This window comes from Pseudomonas onubensis (genome assembly GCF_965653655.1).
In the GTDB taxonomy this organism is placed as follows: domain Bacteria; phylum Pseudomonadota; class Gammaproteobacteria; order Pseudomonadales; family Pseudomonadaceae; genus Aquipseudomonas.
Genome location: NZ_CBFHAZ010000011.1, coordinates 51,333 through 68,277, shown reverse-complemented (window position 1 = coordinate 68,277; position 16,945 = coordinate 51,333). Strand labels below are relative to the sequence as shown.

Below are 16,945 nucleotides of genomic sequence, written 5' to 3'. Positions count from 1 at the left end.
TCATGGCTACCGTTAAAGTAACGCTGATCAAAAGCATGACCGGCCGCATTCCTAACCACAAACTGTGTGTTAAAGGTTTGGGTCTGCGTCGCATCGGTCACACTGTAGAAGTCCAGGATACTCCCGAGAATCGCGGGATGATCAACAAGGCTTACTACATGCTGCGTGTAGAGGGTTAATCGATGAAACTCAATGATCTGAGTCCAGCGCCGGGTTCCCGTCGCGAAAAGCATCGTCCGGGCCGTGGTATCGGTAGCGGTTTGGGTAAGACTGGTGGCCGTGGCCACAAAGGTCAAACCTCCCGCTCCGGTGGCACCATTGCTCCAGGCTTTGAAGGCGGTCAACAGCCGCTGCATCGTCGCCTGCCTAAGTTCGGTTTCGTATCCCTGAAAGCCATGGACCGCGCAGAAGTGCGTCTGTCCGAGCTGGCTAAAGTGGAAGGCGACATCGTTACTGTGCAGACCCTGAAAGATGCCAACGTGATTAACGTCAACGTACAACGTGTGAAAATCATGTTGTCCGGTGAAGTGACTCGCGCTGTCACTATCGGCAAGGGAATCGGCGCCACCAAAGGTGCGCGTTCGGCTATCGAAGCAGCTGGCGGCAAGTTCGAGGAATAAATGGCTAAGCAAGGTGCTCTCTCAGCGCTCGGCAAAGGCGGTATGTCTGAACTTTGGGCTCGTCTGCGTTTTCTGTTCCTGGCGATTATCGTCTACCGAATAGGCGCACACATCCCGGTTCCAGGTATCAACCCGGACCGACTCGCAGACCTGTTTCGACAGAATGAGGGGACCATTCTTAGCTTGTTCAACATGTTTTCCGGCGGCGCGCTGGAACGGATGAGCATCTTTGCACTGGGGATCATGCCGTACATTTCGGCATCGATCATCATGCAGTTGATGACCGCCGTGAGCCCGCAGCTGGAGCAGTTGAAGAAGGAAGGTGAAGCTGGCCGTCGCAAGATTAGCCAGTACACCCGCTACGGCACTGTCGTTCTCGCCCTGGTTCAAGCTATCGGCATGTCCGTTGGCCTGGCGGGGCAGGGCGTTGCGTTCACTGGTGACTTTGGCTTCTATTTCGTCGCGGTATCCACGTTTGTGGCTGGTGCGATGTTCATGATGTGGCTGGGTGAGCAGATTACTGAGCGTGGTGTTGGTAACGGTATCTCGATGTTGATTTTCGCAGGTATCGTCGCCGGTCTTCCGAGAGCAATTGGGCAGTCTTTCGAGTCTGCACGTCAGGGTGATATCAATATCTTCGCCTTGGTTGCCATCGGTTTGCTGGCAGTAGCGATTATCGGTTTTGTGGTGTTCATTGAGCGTGGTCAGCGTCGTATTGCTGTTCACTACGCCAAGCGTCAGCAGGGCCGCAAGGTCTTCGCTGCGCAGACCAGCCACTTGCCGCTGAAAGTGAATATGGCCGGTGTTATTCCGGCAATCTTCGCGAGCAGCATTTTGCTGTTTCCGGCTTCGTTGGGTACCTGGTTTGGTCAGTCTGAAAATATGGGCTGGCTGCAGGACCTCTCTCAGTCGATCGCTCCTGGTCAGCCGTTGAATATTCTGCTGTTTAGTGCAGGGATTATTTTCTTCTGCTTCTTCTATACGGCGTTGATGTTCAATCCGAAAGACGTAGCGGAAAACCTGAAGAAGTCCGGTGCCTTTATTCCGGGTATCCGTCCAGGTGAGCAGTCGGCACGCTACATTGATGGCGTTCTGACTCGTTTGACCCTGTTCGGTGCTCTATATATGACGGCCGTGTGCTTGCTTCCCCAGTTCCTGGTGGTTGCAGCAAACGTTCCGTTCTACCTTGGCGGGACCTCGTTGCTGATCGTGGTCGTGGTTGTGATGGACTTCATGTCCCAAGTACAATCGCACCTCGTTTCGCACCAGTACGAATCCCTGATGAAGAAAGCCAACCTGAAGGGCTACGGCAGCGGCATGTTGCGCTGAGTACCCCATAAGGTTCGAGGAGTTGGTGATGAAAGTTCGTGCATCGGTGAAAAAGCTGTGCCGTAACTGCAAGATTATTCGCCGCGAAGGTGTTGTTCGAGTAATTTGCAGCGCGGAACCGCGTCACAAACAGCGCCAAGGCTGAGTGTGATCCGCTTGAAGCCCGGCAGCTAGTGCGCTGCCGGGTTGATTATTTGTTATTACAGCGATATTATCTCGCGCCCTATTTCTTGGCTTCCGGGGCGTAGGTAGCTGTCAATTGGAGTCCCACTGAATGGCCCGTATTGCAGGCGTTAACATTCCAGATAACAAGCACACTGTTATCTCGCTGACCTACATCTATGGTGTTGGTCGCACTACTGCGCAGAAAATTTGCGCAGACACTGGGGTAAACCCAGCCGCAAAGATCAAAGATCTGAGCGACGAGCAGATTGAGCTGTTGCGTGGCGAAGTGGCGAAGTTCACCACTGAAGGTGACCTGCGTCGCGAAATCAACATGAAAATCAAGCGTTTGATGGACCTCGGTTGCTACCGTGGTCTGCGTCATCGTCGTGGTCTTCCAGTACGCGGTCAGCGTACCAAGACTAACGCGCGTACCCGTAAAGGTCCGCGTAAGCCGATCCGCAAGTAATCGCCCACGCGAATCGACAGGAAAATTATCATGGCAAAACCTGCTGCTCGTCCTCGTAAAAAAGTTAAAAAGACAGTGGTTGATGGCATCGCCCACATCCATGCATCTTTTAACAACACCATCGTGACCATCACCGACCGTCAAGGTAACGCGCTGTCTTGGGCTACCTCTGGTGGTTCGGGTTTCCGCGGTTCCCGCAAGTCCACCCCGTTTGCTGCTCAAGTAGCTGCTGAACGTGCTGGTCAAGCTGCGCTGGAATACGGCCTGAAAAACCTCGACGTTAACGTCAAAGGTCCAGGTCCAGGTCGTGAGTCTGCTGTCCGTGCTTTGAACGGCTGTGGCTATAAGATCGCCAGCATCACCGACGTGACGCCAATCCCGCACAACGGGTGCCGTCCGCCGAAGAAGCGCCGCGTGTAATCCAGGAGATTGTAAAGAATGGCTCGTTACATTGGTCCAAAATGCAAACTCGCTCGTCGCGAAGGCACCGATCTCTTCTTGAAGAGCGGCGTGCGCGCGATCGAATCGAAGTGCAACATTGAAGCAGCACCTGGTATCCACGGCCAACGCCGCGGTCGCCAGTCCGATTACGGCACCCAACTGCGTGAAAAGCAGAAGGTCCGTCGTATCTACGGCGTTCTCGAGCGTCAGTTCAGCGGCTACTACAAAGAAGCTGCTGGCAAGAAAGGTGCAACCGGTGAAAACCTGCTGCAACTGCTCGAATGCCGTCTGGACAACGTTGTATACCGTATGGGCTTTGGTTCGACTCGTGCCGAATCCCGTCAGCTGGTATCGCACAAATCCGTCAGCGTAAACGGCCAAACCGTTAACGTTCCGTCTTACCAGGTTCGTGCTGGTGACGTGGTTGCGATTCGCGAGAAAGCAAAAAACCAACTTCGCATTGTCCAAGCTCTCGATCTGTGTGCCCAACGTGGCCGCGTAGAATGGGTAGAAGTAGACACTGAGAAGAAGTCGGGCGTTTTCAAGAACGTTCCTGCTCGCAGTGATCTGTCCGCCGACATCAACGAAAGCCTGATTGTCGAGCTCTACTCCAAGTAAGGGCTAGAAAATAGGTGCATCCATGCAGATTTCGGTAAATGAGTTCCTGACACCCCGCCACATTGATGTGCAGGTTGTCAGTCCAACCCGCGCCAAGATCACTCTCGAGCCTCTCGAGCGTGGTTTTGGCCACACCCTGGGCAACGCGCTGCGCCGCATCCTGTTGTCCTCAATGCCCGGCTGTGCAGTAGTCGAGGCCGAGATTGACGGTGTGCTCCACGAGTACAGCGCCATCGAAGGTGTACAGGAAGACGTAATTGAAATCCTGTTGAACCTTAAAGGTCTGGCTATCAAGCTGCACGGCCGTGACGAAGTTACGCTGACCTTGTCGAAGAAGGGTTCGGGGGTGGTTACCGCTGCCGATATTCAGCTGGATCATGATGTCGAGATCGTTAATCCCGATCACGTAATCGCTAACCTGGCGTCTAACGGCGCCCTGAACATGAAGCTCACTGTAGCTCGTGGTCGTGGTTATGAACCGGCCGACTCGCGTCAGAGCGATGAAGACGAAAGCCGCAGCATTGGTCGCTTGCAGCTTGACTCTTCGTTCAGCCCGGTTCGCCGTATCGCATACGTGGTGGAAAACGCCCGTGTCGAGCAGCGTACTAACCTGGACAAGCTGGTTATTGATCTGGAAACCAACGGTACTCTGGATCCTGAAGAGGCTATCCGCCGCGCTGCAACCATCCTGCAACAGCAGTTGGCTGCGTTCGTCGACCTCAAAGGTGACAGCGAACCAGTGGTAATCGAGCAGGAAGACGAGATCGATCCGATCCTGCTTCGCCCGGTTGACGATCTGGAACTGACTGTACGTTCGGCTAACTGCCTTAAGGCGGAAAACATTTACTACATCGGCGACCTGATTCAGCGTACCGAAGTAGAACTGTTGAAGACTCCGAACCTGGGCAAGAAATCCTTGACTGAAATCAAGGACGTTCTGGCCTCCCGCGGTCTGTCCCTCGGCATGCGCCTCGACAACTGGCCGCCTGCAAGTCTTAAGAAGGACGACAAGGCGACTGCCTGATCGTCGTAATCACCGAACGTGAGTTTGGTAAGGAATGAACCATGCGTCATCGTAAAAGTGGTCGTCACCTGAGCCGTACCAGCTCGCACCGCAAGGCCATGTTTCAAAACATGGCGGTGTCGCTGTTCGAGCACGAGCTGATCAAAACTACACTGCCGAAAGCTAAAGAACTGCGTCGCGTTGCTGAGCCGCTGATCACTTTGGCCAAGACAGACAGCCTGGCTAACCGCCGTTTGGTTTTCGACCGTACTCGTTCGAAAGCTATCGTTGGTAAGCTCTTCAACGACCTGGGCAAGCGTTACGCTACCCGTGAGGGTGGCTACCTGCGCATCCTCAAGTGCGGCTTCCGCACTGGCGACAACGCGCCTATGGCGTATGTCGAGTTGGTTGATCGTGCTACTGCCGGCGAAGCTGTAAGCGCCGAGTAAGACGACACGCTGCAACGAAGAACCGGGCCTAGTGCCCGGTTTTTTGTGGGCGATAGAAAAGCCGTCTATATTTCTCAGGTCGCTGCCGGTTCTCTTATTAATCCAAACTCTATTCGCCCTGACGGGTTGTTAGTTATTTTCTATCAAAGTCCATGATTTAATGCATTTGATGGTGTCATCTTGATGGTCAATACTCCCTCCAAGCCGATTAGCCGGCAGTTCTAAGCCTGACCTGAGGAAGATTGAGCATGAGTACAATTCTGACTACCGCCAGCGGCGCTCCCGTCGCTGATAACCAGAACTCCCGCACAGCCGGCCCGCGTGGCCCGTTGCTGCTCGATGACTTTCACCTCATCGAGAAGCTTGCGCACTTCAACCGTGAGAACATTCCTGAGCGTCGTGTGCACGCTAAAGGCTCAGGTGCGCACGGTACGTTTACCGTCACTCGGGACATCACCCAATACACCCGTGCCAAACTTTTTGAGTCTGTAGGCAAGCAGACCCCGACGTTTTTGCGTTTCTCTACGGTAGGTGGCGAGCGCGGCTCGGCAGATACTGCGCGTGACCCGCGCGGCTTCGCCTTGAAGTTTTACACCGAGGAAGGTAACTGGGACATCGTTGGCAACAACACCCCGGTGTTCTTCATTCGCGACCCGCTCAAGTTTCCGGATTTTATCCACACCCAGAAACGCTTGCCGCAAACCAACCTCAAAAGTGCCCAAATGGTCTGGGACTTCTGGTCATTGTCCCCAGAGGCGCTGCACCAGATCACAATTCTGTTCTCGGATCGTGGTACTCCAGACGGCTATCGTCACATGCACGGCTTTGGGAGTCATACCTACAGCCTTATCAACGCCAAAGGCGAGCGCCATTGGGTCAAGTGGCACTATAAAACCAAGCAAGGGATCAAGAACCTGACACCCGAGGAGGCGACACGTATCGCCGGTACCGATCCTGATTACGCGCAGCGTGACCTGTTTGCTGCAATTGAGCGCGGTGACTTTCCAAAGTGGAGCGTCAACATCCAGATCATGACTGAGGCTCAGGCCGCTGCTCACTACGAGAACCCGTTCGATGTGACCAAAACCTGGTCGCAGCAGGAGTTTCCGTTGATAGAGGTGGGTGAACTGGAGCTGAACCGTAATCCAGTGAACTACTTTGCTGAAGTCGAGCAGGCATGCTTCGGTCCAAGCAACATGGTTCCAGGTGTTGGTCTGTCGCCAGACCGTATGCTTCAAGGTCGTGTCTTCGCTTATGCGGACGCCCACCGCTATCGCGTTGGCACCAACCATCAGCAGTTGCCGATCAACTCCCCATTGAATCCGGTCAATAACAACCAGCGCGACGGTTCCATGTCCTTTGGTTACGGTGGTGCGACTCCTAACTATGAGCCTAACAGCTTTGCGGATACACCCAAGCAGGCGCCACAGTACGCTGAGCCGCCTCTGGCGCTGAGCGGTGCCGCTGACCGTTATGATCAACGTGAAGACACGGACTACTACAGCCATGCCGGTGCGTTGTTCCGCCTGCAGGACGATGCTCAGAAAACGCTGCTGATTAACAATATCGCCGGTGCGATGGCCGGCGTCAGCAGTGATGTGGTTCAGCGCCAGCTTCAGCACTTTTTCAAGGCTGACCCAGCTTACGGGCAAGGCATCGCCACCGCACTGGGCGTAACGCTTAGCTGACTCTAAACGAGAAGCAGAACCGCCCTCATTTGGGCGGTTTTTGCGTTATTTCCGCCACTTTTATCGGAATATCTTCGCTTTTCTGCCGTTTGTCCCGTGACCTTCGAGTCAGCATGGTTCAAACTACAGACTTTCAAGCAGGGAGATGTAGGGCGATGCAAGGTCACCCCGACGTAATCGATTACCTCAACACGTTGCTGACGGGCGAACTGGCAGCTCGTGACCAGTATTTCATTCATTCGCGTATGTACGAAGACTGGGGCTTTACCGAGCTCTACGAGCGTATCAACCACGAAATGGAAGAAGAGGCGCAGCACGCCGATGCGCTGATGCGCCGTATCCTGATGCTCGAAGGCACGCCGCGCATGCGTCCCGACGACCTGGACGTGGGCACCACGGTGCCTGACATGCTCGCTGCCGACCTTCGTCTCGAGTACAAGGTGCGTGCCGCGCTCTGCAAGGGTATCGAGCTCTGCGAACAGCACAACGACTATGTCACTCGTGAAATTCTGCGCGTGCAGTTGAATGACACCGAAGAAGATCACACCTACTGGCTTGAAAAGCAGTTGGGGTTGATCAAGTTGGTCGGTCTGGAGAATTACCTGCAATCGCAGTTCTGATTTCCGGCTACAAAAAAGCCCCTGTCACCGCAAAGTGACAGGGGCTTTTTCATGAACCCGATAAATCAGGCTCTGTCGCGTGCCAACAGTGGCTTCAGGTAGTAACCAGTATGCGACTGTTGCATCTCGGAGACCTGCTCCGGCGTGCCCACCGCAATGATCTGGCCGCCCTTGGAGCCGCCTTCAGGCCCCAGGTCTACCAGCCAGTCGGCGGTCTTGATCACGTCGAGGTTGTGCTCGATCACCACCACCGTATTGCCGTGGTCGCGCAAGCGGTGCAAAACGTCGAGCAATTGCTGAATATCCGCGAAGTGCAGGCCCGTGGTCGGCTCATCGAGGATATACAGGGTCTTGCCCGTGTCGCGTTTGGACAGCTCACGGGACAACTTCACCCGTTGCGCCTCACCGCCGGACAGCGTGGTCGCCGACTGGCCCAGTTTGATGTACGACAGGCCCACATCCATCAGTGTTTGCAGCTTGCGCGCCAACGCCGGAACCGCGTCGAAGAACACCCGCGCTTCCTCGATGGTCATCTCGAGGGTTTCGTGGATGCTCTTGCCCTTGTACTTGATCTCCAGGGTCTCGCGGTTATAGCGCTTGCTCTTGCACACGTCGCACGGCACGTAGATGTCCGGCAGGAAGTGCATTTCCACCTTGATAAGGCCGTCGCCCTGGCAGGCTTCGCAGCGGCCACCCTTGACGTTGAACGAGAACCGGCCAGGCCCGTAGCCCCGCGAGCGAGACTCCGGCACGCCGGCAAACAGTTCGCGTATCGGCGTGAACAACCCGGTATAGGTCGCAGGGTTCGAGCGTGGTGTGCGGCCGATCGGGCTTTGGTCGATATCGACCACCTTGTCCAAATGCTCCAGGCCCTTGATGCTGTCGTGTGCGGCCGCTTCCAGGGTGGTTGCGCCGTTCAGGGCGGTGGCGCTCAGCGGGAACAGCGTGTTGTTGATCAGCGTCGATTTGCCCGAGCCGGAAACACCGGTCACGCAGGTCAGCAGACCCAGCGGAATTTCCAGGTCGACATTGCGCAAGTTGTTGCCGCGCGCGCCCTTGAGGTGCAAGGCCATCTTTTTGTTACGTGGTGTGCGCTTGGCTGGCACTTCGATTTTCACGCGACCGGACAGGTACTTGCCAGTCAACGAGTCCGGGTGAGCCATCACTTCGGCAGGCGTACCCTCGGCGACAATATGCCCGCCATGTACACCGGCGCCAGGGCCAATGTCGACCACATAATCGGCCAGGCGAATCGCGTCTTCATCGTGCTCAACCACGATCACCGTGTTGCCGATATCGCGCAGGTGTTTCAGTGTGCCCAGCAGGCGATCATTGTCGCGTTGGTGCAGGCCAATCGACGGCTCGTCGAGGATGTACAGAACGCCCACCAGGCCAGCGCCAATCTGGCTGGCCAGGCGAATCCGCTGGGCCTCACCACCGGACAAGGTATCCGCACTGCGATCCAGCGACAGGTAGTCCAGGCCGACGTTGACCAGGAACTGCAGGCGCTCACGGATTTCCTTGAGAATCTTGTCGGCAATTTCCCCACGGCGGCCGGTCAGCTTGAGCACACCGAAGTATTCACAAGCATCACCGATCGGCAGATTGGTGACCGCCGGCAATGTTTTCTCACCGACCCACACATGCCGCGCCTCACGACGCAGGCGTGTGCCACGGCAATCCGGGCACGGCTGGGTGCTGAGGAATTTCGCCAGCTCTTCGCGTACGCTGGCCGATTCGGTCTCGCGGTAGCGACGTTCCAGGTTCGGCACAATGCCTTCGAACGGGTGCGAGCGTTTGACGATATCGCCCCGGTCGTTCAGGTATTTGAAGTCGACGTTCTGCGAGCCACTGCCGTGCAGGATGACTTTCTGCTGCTCGGCCGGCAGTTGGTTGAACGGTACTTCCAGGCTGAATTTATAGTGCGACGCCAACGACCCCAACATCTGGAAGTAATAGACGTTGCGCCTGTCCCAGCCGCGTATCGCGCCTTCCGCCAGCGTCAGGTCACCGTTGACCAGGCGCTTGATGTCGAAGAACTGCTTCACCCCAAGGCCATCACAGGTCGGGCAGGCGCCAGCCGGGTTGTTGAAGGAAAACAGCTTGGGTTCCAGTTCGCTGATTGCATGGCCGCAGATCGGGCAGGCAAAGCGTGCGGAGAAGATGATCTCTTCGCCCGGTTCGTCATCCATCGGTGCGACCAGGGCAATGCCATCGGCCAGCTTCAGCGCGGTTTCGAACGATTCCGCCAAACGCTGTTGCAAGTCGGCGCGTACTTTGAAGCGGTCGACCACCACATCAATCGAATGCTTCTTTTGCTTGTCGAGCTTCGGCGCTTCGTCCAGCTCATACAGCTTGCCGTTGATGCGCGCACGCACAAAGCCCTGGGCGCGCAGCTCTTCGAACACCGACAGGTGCTCACCCTTGCGCTCGCGAATCACCGGCGCCAGCAGCATCAGCTTGGCGCCTTCCGGCTGGGCCAGCACCAGGTCGACCATCTGGCTGACGGTCTGGGCTTCCAGCGGAATGTCGTGGTCCGGGCAACGTGGAATCCCCACCCGCGCATACAGCAGGCGCAGGTAGTCGTAGATTTCGGTGATGGTGCCCACGGTGGAACGCGGGTTGTGGGAGGTCGACTTCTGCTCGATGGAAATCGCCGGCGACAGGCCTTCAATGGTGTCGACATCGGGTTTTTCCATCATCGACAGGAACTGCCGCGCATAGGCCGACAGCGACTCAACATAACGGCGCTGGCCCTCGGCATACAGCGTGTCGAACGCCAGGGACGATTTGCCCGAGCCGGACAAGCCGGTGATGACGATCAGTTTGTCCCGGGGCAGGGTCAGGTCGATGTTCTTCAGGTTGTGGGTTCTAGCCCCACGAATCAGGATCTTGTCCAAGATGGCCTCGCACGGCGGGCGTAAATAATGCCGGAGTATACGGCTAAAGACTGGATGAATATACACTGCCAAAGTGCCGGGTGCAGCCTTAGATGAAAGCTGCGCGGCAAAGCGCCGCATATACCCTCTCAATCGATGGGACTGGTAGAATCGCCGCCGGTTCACACGAGGTTTTTCCATGCACGATCCCCACAGCGAACGCATGAGTAGCGGCGAGACCCGAGCAGCAAGCGGTCTGGCCCTGGTGTTCGCGTTCCGTATGCTAGGCATGTTTATGGTGTTGCCGGTGCTGGCGACCTATGGAATGGATCTCGCAGGAGCGACCCCCGCACTGATCGGCCTGGCCATTGGCGCCTATGGCCTGACCCAGGCGCTTTTTCAGATTCCGTTTGGGATCATCTCCGACCGTATCGGCCGTCGTCCCGTCATCTATCTGGGGTTGATCGTGTTCGCCCTTGGCAGTGTGCTCGCGGCGCAGTCCGATTCGATCTGGGGTGTGATTGCCGGGCGCGTCCTGCAGGGCGCCGGGGCGATTTCCGCGGCGGTGATGGCGCTGCTCTCGGACCTGACCCGCGAACAACACCGCACCAAGGCCATGGCCATGATCGGCATGACTATCGGCCTGTCCTTCGCCGTTGCGATGGTGGTCGGTCCCTTGCTGACCCGTGCCTTCGGTTTGCATGGGCTGTTTCTCGCCACCGGCGGCATGGCGTTGTTTGGCATCGTGATTGTGGCCTTCATGGTGCCGCGCTCCACCGGCACGCTGGCGCACCGTGAGTCGGGCGTTGCGCGCAAGGCTTTACTGCCGACGCTCAAGCACCCGGACCTGCTGCGCCTGGATTTAGGTATCTTCGTGTTACACGCAATGCTGATGTGCAGCTTCGTCGCGCTGCCCCTGGCACTGGTGCAAAAAGCCGGTTTGCCCAAGGAACAGCACTGGTGGGTGTACCTCACCGCACTGCTGATTTCGTTCTTCGCCATGATCCCGTTCATCATCTATGGCGAGAAGAAACGCAAAATGAAACGAGTTTTGCTCGGCGCCGTCGCGACGCTGATGCTCACTGAGCTATTCTTCTGGCAGTTCGGCGACAGCCTGCGGGCACTGGTAATCGGCACGGTGGTGTTTTTCACCGCGTTCAACCTGCTGGAGGCTTCATTGCCTTCGCTGATCAGCAAAGTTTCACCGGCCGGCGGCAAGGGCACGGCGATGGGGGTGTATTCCACCAGCCAGTTCCTCGGCTCTGCGCTTGGCGGCATTATGGGCGGCTGGATGTTCCAGCATGGCGGTTTGTCGGTTGTGTTCCTCGGATGCGCCGGGCTGGCTGCACTTTGGTTGGCCTTTGCTGTTACCATGCGCGAACCTCCCTATGTGACGAGCCTGCGTTTGCCGTTATCGCCAGAAGCGATCCGCGAAGCCGGTCTGGTTGAGCGCCTCAAGGCCGTTACCGGGGTTACAGATGCTGTGGTTATTGCAGAAGAAGCCGCCATCTACATCAAATTAGACACCGAATTATTGGATCGCGCGACGCTTGAGCAACTGGTCAACCCAGTGCCGACAGCGCGCCCAGCCTAGGAGAACGTTATGGCCCGTGGGGTTAACAAAGTCATATTGGTCGGTACATGCGGCCAGGATCCCGAAGTTCGCTACCTGCCTAACGGTAACGCCGTGACCAACCTGAGTCTGGCAACCAGCGAACAGTGGACCGACAAGCAGACTGGCCAGAAGGTCGAGAAAACCGAATGGCACCGTGTGTCGATGTTCGGCAAGGTGGCAGAAATCGCCGGTGAATACCTGCGCAAAGGTTCGCAGGTCTACATCGAAGGCAAACTGCAAACCCGCGAGTGGGAAAAAGACGGCATCAAGCGTTACACCACGGAGATCGTGGTGGACATGCAAGGCACCATGCAACTGCTGGGCGGCCGTCCACAGCAGGGCGACCAACAAGGCGGGGGCAACAACTACCAGCAGTCCGCTCCGGCCCCACGCCAGCAGGCTCCGCGCCCGCAACAGTCGGCCCCGCAACAGTCGCGCCAGGCGCCACCTCCGCAGCAGGCCGCTCCACAGCCGGCTCCGGATTTCGACAGCTTTGATGACGATATCCCGTTCTAAGGTCCCAGGCCCGGAACGAGCAAAACCCCCGCAGGCGAAAGCCTCGGGGGTTTTTTAATGCCTGTGATCAAGCATCTGTCGCGGCCGCTGTGACCACCATCTCCTTGAACCTGCGCAAAACCGCTGAGCTGTCGCCAATACGCGTGGCCAAATGCAACGGCGCCACCAGGCTCTGGCACTCGGTCAGCTCGCGATAAACAATGCCATCGCCGCGCAGCCGCTGCATGGAGGCGGGCACGATGGAGACCCCAAGCCCCGCAGCCACAAGGCTCAAGGTCGCTGTCATGCGTGGCGCCTCCTGCACCACCTGCGGGCTGAACCCCGCTTCACGGCAGGCCACCAGAATGGCGTCAAACAAACCCAGCCCTACGCGACGGCGATAGAGCACAAAAGCCTCATTAGCCAATGCTGCCAAGGGTAACGGGTGCCCCGCATCAAGTGCCAAGGGATGATCAGTCGGCAGCGCCAGCAGCATCGGCTCCACCAGGATCGGTTCGTCCTGCAACTGTTGCGTGCCACTGAGCGGTGAGCGGATAAACGCGGCATCCAGTTTTTCCTGCACCAGCGCGTCCAGCAGTTCGCCGGTTCCCGCTTCTTCCAGTACCACCGAGACCCCCACAAAGGCCTCGCGAAACCGCCGCAGCACGCTGGGCACAAACGGGTGCAACGCCGCCGAGCTGGTAAAGCCGATAGCGAGTCGGCCCCGTTCACCCCGCGCGGCACGGCTTACCACATCCGCTACACCCTCGGCCCGCGCCAGGATGTCACGCGCCTCGTCCAGCAACGCGAGGCCTGCCGTGGTTGGCCGCACGCCGCGGGGCAGGCGCTCCATCAGCACCACGCCTAATTGCGTTTCAAGACTTTGCAGCAAGCGCGTCAACGGCGGTTGCTGCATGCCCAGGCGTTCTGCGGCGCGGGTGATGTAGCCTTCCTCGGCAATAGCCACGAAGGCTTTAAGCTGGCGAAGCTCCAACATAGGGATACTTTCAAGGTATGGGAGGATGCCAATCCTGGCATTTGTTCTCATGGCTCACAAGACTTAGGCTGTGGCCATCTCTAACAAAGAAGGAACACCGCGATGACCTGGTCTGCCAAGCAATACACGATGTTTGAACAGCAACGTACGCGCCCGGTCCGTGACTTGGTCGCGGCCATTCCCAATACCGATGTGCGCAGCGCCGTCGACCTGGGGTGCGGCCCTGGCAATTCCACTGAAGTGTTGGCCGAGCGTTTCCCGCAGGCGCACGTTACAGGCATGGACAGCTCCGACGACATGCTGGTCGACGCCCGCAAGCGTTTGCCGAAACTGAATTTCGAGCTGGCAGACATCGGCGCCTGGAACCCAGGGCAGACATTCGATGTGATCCTCGCCAACGCTTCCCTGCAATGGCTACCTGACCACGCCACGCTCTATCCGCACCTGGTCGACCAACTGACACCCGGCGGCACCCTCGCCGTACAAACCCCGGACAACCTCGACGAACCTGCCCACCGGCTGGCCCGCGAAGTGGCGGCCGATGGCCCGTGGGCGGCAAAGATCGGAGCGGTCAAACACAATGAGAGGCACACCGCGAGTTACTACTACGAGCTGCTGAGCAAACATTGCAGCACCGTCGACGTGTGGCGCACCACCTATCAACACCCGCTGGCCGATCACGGGGCGGTGGTGGAGTGGTTCAAGGCATCGGCATTGCGGCCGTTTCTTGCGCCGTTGACCGACAGCGAAAAAACCGCATTCCTACAGCAATACCAGGCGCGTATTACCCAGGCTTACCCGGCCCTGGCTGACGGCACTGTATTACTGCCTTTTCCGCGTCTGTTCATCATCGCAACCCGCTGAGGGCCGTAAACAAGCGGTGGTCATTGCGCCGCCGCTTGCGCCTTCAAGTATTCATCCGTCGACACCACGCTGGCGTATCCAAAGGCCAGCGATGCCATATAAGCGCCATGCACCTGCGCCGCCGCAATCACCTGGCCATTGAATACCTGGTCGCGCGTTGCGCAGGCGTCGTGAATCAGCGTGACCTTGTAGCCCAGGTCCGCCGCAGCCCGCACCACGGCGTCGATGCACATATGGCTCATGTTGCCGACTACCACCACGTCAGTGATGGCGCGTTGTTCCAGCACGGTGCGCAGGTTTGTCCCGCGAAACGCATTCACAAAGTGTTTAAGCACCACCGGTTCGTTGCCCTGGTTCAGCACCTTGGCATGCAGGTGCGCGCCCTCGGAGCCTGGCGTGAAGAAGGGCGCGTCTTCGGCGGTGAACTCATGGCGCACATGGACAACGGCGTTGCCCGCCTGGCGAAACGCCTGCAGCAGTTGCGCAGCCTTGTCCGCCGCGGCCTCCACGCCATCGAGCGGCCACTTGCCCTCGGGGAAGTAATCGTTCTGGATATCGATGAGGATGAGCGCTTGCTTGGCCATGGGTGTCCTTATGATGGTTGGCAGTGCCTTGCATCTTAGCTGGCCCGTCGCCATCCACGCAGCTGCTTTGATGGAGGCGTCGTGCAGAACACCGTCCGTTTAAACCCCTGTCGTGCAGAATAAAACAGGCTTAGTGCCATCGCTGTGTCAGTAACTGTTTGATTTAACGGCCATCCTCCCCAGCCTTGCCTTGGCGTGATCCATGCAACCTTCCTCGCACACACATGGCAGGATCGCCAAGGGGGACGCATGACCCCGATTCAACGCAAAAAACGCGTAGTCGCCCACTCCACAAGAGAAGGGGCGCCGCAGCATGAGGTCGAAACCAATCGCGCCCTCGCGCGCTGGCTGGCGCAGATCCTTGGGCTTAAATTCGGCGGCAGCTATGACCCGCAGTTACACGCCGGCCTCGACTTGTACGTGTTGCCCACCCAAACCCTGGTCGGCTCCGACCAGGCGCGGGCGCTCAATGTCAAAGGGCCGGGCGATCTGTGGGGCGGTTATGTCGATCACGCATTCATCTGCACCAAAGCGATCACCCATGGCCTGTTAAGCCCTGACGCCACCGCGCCCGAAGGCTGGTCGCCGGCGTTTTGTGAGTGTGTGCGTACGGTCGTTCTCGACGGGCTCAGCGTGTTTGCCCTTGAAGACGCACTGCCTGCCGCCACGCGCTTGCTCTACGGCGGGCCGATCCGCATGAAACCGGTGCATGCCTGCGCCGGGCGCGGCCAGGAAGTTATCCATAGCCTCGACGAGTTCGAGGCCCTGCTGGCGCGGCCGCAAGCGGCGCAGTTGTTCAGTGATGGCGTGGTGCTGGAGCAGGATCTGCACGACGTCACTACCCATAGCGTGGGCCAAAGCTTTATCGGCGATCACGTGTTCAGCTACTGCGGCGAGCAATACCTGACCCAGGACGGGCGCGGTGAAGAGGTTTACGGCGGCTCGAGCTTGCTCGCAGTGCCCGGTGGCTACGACGACCTGCTCAAGCTCAATTTGCCCGACGATGTGCGCGAAGCGATCCAACAAGCCCAGGTTTTCGACAGCGCCGCCGATGAGGCCTACCCTGGTTTCTATGCCTCGCGGCGCAATTACGATATTGCCCAAGGCCTGGACAGTGACGGCCAACGTCGTAGCGGCGTGCTCGAACAATCCTGGCGCATGGGCGGGGCCAGCAGCGCGGAAGTCGCGGCGCTGCAGAGCTTTATCAATAACCCGGGCCTGCGGGCGATTCAGGTGTCTTCAGTGGAGACTTACGTGGATGAGCCACTGCCGGCGGACGCCATCGAGGTGTATCGCGGTCCGGCCGAAAACAGCGACTTTCTTCTCAAGTATGTGACGGTTGAATCTTATGACGGCTAGAAGCGAAAGCATTGCGATCGATATCGACGACGAACAGATGAGCGGCACCTTCCTGAGTCCCAAATCCAAAGTCCCCGGCGTGTTGTTTGTGCACGGCTGGGGCGGCAGCCAGGAACGCGACCTGGAGCGCGCCAAGGGCATCGCCGGCTTAGGCTGCGTGTGCCTGACCTTCGACCTGCGCGGCCACGCCGGCACCGGCATTCCCTTGTCGCGCGTCACCCGTGAAGACAACCTGCGCGACCTGCTGGCGGCCTACGACCGTCTGCTCTCACACCCCGCCATCGACACCTCGGCCGTGGCCGTGGTGGGCACCAGTTATGGCGGCTATCTGGCGGCGATTCTCACCTCATTGCGCCCGGTACGCTGGCTGGCGCTGCGCGTGCCGGCGTTGTACCGCGACCAGGAGTGGCTCAAGCCCAAGCGCGAGCTGGATAAGGCCGACCTGATGGATTACCGCAGCACCCTGGTACACGCCGAGACCAATCGCGCCCTGCATGCCTGTGCCAAGTTCAGCGGTGACGTGCTGATCGTCGAATCCGAAACCGACGACCATGTGCCCCATGCCACCATCATGAGTTACCGCGCGGCCTGCCAGAACACCCATTCGCTGACCCATCGGATCATCGATGGCGCCGACCACTCGTTGAGTGATCCGGTGTCACAGCAGGCCTACACCTCGATCCTGGTGGACTGGATTACCGAGATGGTGGTGGGGGAGCGGTTGAGCATTATTCAGTCACGCTGATGCAGCGC

19 protein-coding genes are annotated in these 16,945 nt (G+C 58.1%); 16 read left to right on the top strand and 3 right to left on the bottom strand.

Annotation, left to right across the window (positions count from 1 at the left end):
• Positions 1-2: 2 nt before the first annotated feature.
• The 11 genes from rpmD to bfr all read left to right on the top strand — a co-directional run bounded on the left by rpmD (position 3) and on the right by bfr (position 7,399).
• Complete coding sequence (gene rpmD, locus ACTD9P_RS06310; RefSeq protein WP_003176408.1) at positions 3-179, top strand: 50S ribosomal protein L30; 177 nt, start codon at positions 3-5, stop codon at positions 177-179.
• A gap of 3 nt (positions 180-182) precedes the next feature.
• Entirely contained in the window at positions 183-620 is a 438-nt protein-coding gene (rplO, locus tag ACTD9P_RS06305) for a 50S ribosomal protein L15 (protein ID WP_003176407.1), read from the top strand.
• On the top strand, positions 621-1,949 hold the full coding sequence (gene secY, locus ACTD9P_RS06300; protein ID WP_016969470.1) for a preprotein translocase subunit SecY: 1,329 nt from the start codon (positions 621-623) through the stop codon (positions 1,947-1,949).
• Positions 1,950-1,977: 28 nt separating this feature from the next.
• A complete protein-coding gene (gene rpmJ, locus ACTD9P_RS06295; RefSeq protein ID WP_002555468.1) occupies positions 1,978-2,094 on the top strand; it encodes a 50S ribosomal protein L36 in 117 nt (38 codons plus the stop codon).
• Positions 2,095-2,223: 129 nt separating this feature from the next.
• Complete coding sequence (rpsM, locus tag ACTD9P_RS06290; RefSeq protein ID WP_003210063.1) at positions 2,224-2,580, top strand: 30S ribosomal protein S13; 357 nt, start codon at positions 2,224-2,226, stop codon at positions 2,578-2,580.
• A 30-nt stretch (positions 2,581-2,610) separates the two neighbouring features.
• Positions 2,611-3,000 carry a 30S ribosomal protein S11 gene (gene rpsK, locus ACTD9P_RS06285; RefSeq protein WP_002555466.1) on the top strand — a complete coding sequence of 130 codons (390 nt, stop codon included), beginning with the start codon at positions 2,611-2,613 and terminating at the stop codon, positions 2,998-3,000.
• Between the two features lie 18 nt (positions 3,001-3,018).
• Positions 3,019-3,639: a 30S ribosomal protein S4 gene (gene rpsD / locus ACTD9P_RS06280; RefSeq protein ID WP_003210056.1), complete on the top strand. Its 621-nt coding sequence runs from the start codon at positions 3,019-3,021 to the stop codon at positions 3,637-3,639.
• 22 nt (positions 3,640-3,661) lie between these two features.
• Positions 3,662-4,663 carry a DNA-directed RNA polymerase subunit alpha gene (locus ACTD9P_RS06275; RefSeq protein ID WP_003176403.1) on the top strand — a complete coding sequence of 334 codons (1,002 nt, stop codon included), beginning with the start codon at positions 3,662-3,664 and terminating at the stop codon, positions 4,661-4,663.
• 41 nt (positions 4,664-4,704) lie between these two features.
• Positions 4,705-5,091, top strand: a complete 387-nt coding sequence (gene rplQ / locus ACTD9P_RS06270) for a 50S ribosomal protein L17 (protein ID WP_017135967.1) — start codon at positions 4,705-4,707, stop codon at positions 5,089-5,091.
• 248 nt (positions 5,092-5,339) lie between these two features.
• On the top strand, positions 5,340-6,779 hold the full coding sequence (locus ACTD9P_RS06265) for a catalase (protein ID WP_438867069.1): 1,440 nt from the start codon (positions 5,340-5,342) through the stop codon (positions 6,777-6,779).
• Between the two features lie 155 nt (positions 6,780-6,934).
• Entirely contained in the window at positions 6,935-7,399 is a 465-nt protein-coding gene (gene bfr, locus ACTD9P_RS06260) for a bacterioferritin (protein ID WP_015886133.1), read from the top strand.
• A gap of 65 nt (positions 7,400-7,464) precedes the next feature.
• On the opposite strand, the gene uvrA is transcribed toward bfr, so the two are convergent.
• Complete coding sequence (gene uvrA, locus ACTD9P_RS06255) at positions 7,465-10,299, bottom strand: excinuclease ABC subunit UvrA (protein ID WP_438867068.1); 2,835 nt, start codon at positions 10,297-10,299, stop codon at positions 7,465-7,467.
• A 178-nt stretch (positions 10,300-10,477) separates the two neighbouring features.
• On the opposite strand from uvrA, the gene ACTD9P_RS06250 reads away from it, so the two are divergent.
• Both ACTD9P_RS06250 and ACTD9P_RS06245 read left to right on the top strand, forming a co-directional pair.
• Positions 10,478-11,872, top strand: a complete 1,395-nt coding sequence (locus ACTD9P_RS06250) for an MFS transporter (RefSeq protein WP_138813634.1) — start codon at positions 10,478-10,480, stop codon at positions 11,870-11,872.
• 9 nt (positions 11,873-11,881) lie between these two features.
• A complete protein-coding gene (locus tag ACTD9P_RS06245) occupies positions 11,882-12,409 on the top strand; it encodes a single-stranded DNA-binding protein (RefSeq protein ID WP_010467282.1) in 528 nt (175 codons plus the stop codon).
• Positions 12,410-12,476: 67 nt separating this feature from the next.
• Here the strand turns inward: ACTD9P_RS06245 and ACTD9P_RS06240 are convergent, their stop codons facing one another.
• Complete coding sequence (locus ACTD9P_RS06240) at positions 12,477-13,385, bottom strand: LysR family transcriptional regulator (RefSeq protein ID WP_438867067.1); 909 nt, start codon at positions 13,383-13,385, stop codon at positions 12,477-12,479.
• A gap of 102 nt (positions 13,386-13,487) precedes the next feature.
• Here ACTD9P_RS06240 and tam point away from each other — a divergent pair, with 102 nt between their 5' ends.
• Positions 13,488-14,249, top strand: coding sequence for a trans-aconitate 2-methyltransferase (gene tam, locus ACTD9P_RS06235; protein ID WP_438867066.1), 762 nt, complete (start codon positions 13,488-13,490; stop codon positions 14,247-14,249).
• A 20-nt stretch (positions 14,250-14,269) separates the two neighbouring features.
• Here the strand turns inward: tam and ACTD9P_RS06230 are convergent, their stop codons facing one another.
• Complete coding sequence (locus ACTD9P_RS06230; RefSeq protein WP_438867065.1) at positions 14,270-14,833, bottom strand: cysteine hydrolase family protein; 564 nt, start codon at positions 14,831-14,833, stop codon at positions 14,270-14,272.
• 249 nt (positions 14,834-15,082) lie between these two features.
• Here ACTD9P_RS06230 and ACTD9P_RS06225 point away from each other — a divergent pair, with 249 nt between their 5' ends.
• Together ACTD9P_RS06225 and ACTD9P_RS06220 are read left to right on the top strand one after the other, a co-directional pair.
• Positions 15,083-16,192, top strand: coding sequence for a DUF3182 family protein (locus ACTD9P_RS06225; RefSeq protein ID WP_438867064.1), 1,110 nt, complete (start codon positions 15,083-15,085; stop codon positions 16,190-16,192).
• On the top strand, positions 16,182-16,937 hold the full coding sequence (locus ACTD9P_RS06220; protein WP_200432050.1) for an alpha/beta hydrolase family protein: 756 nt from the start codon (positions 16,182-16,184) through the stop codon (positions 16,935-16,937). Before ACTD9P_RS06225 ends, ACTD9P_RS06220 begins: the two co-directional genes overlap by 11 nt.
• The last annotated feature ends 8 nt before the right edge of the window (positions 16,938-16,945 follow it).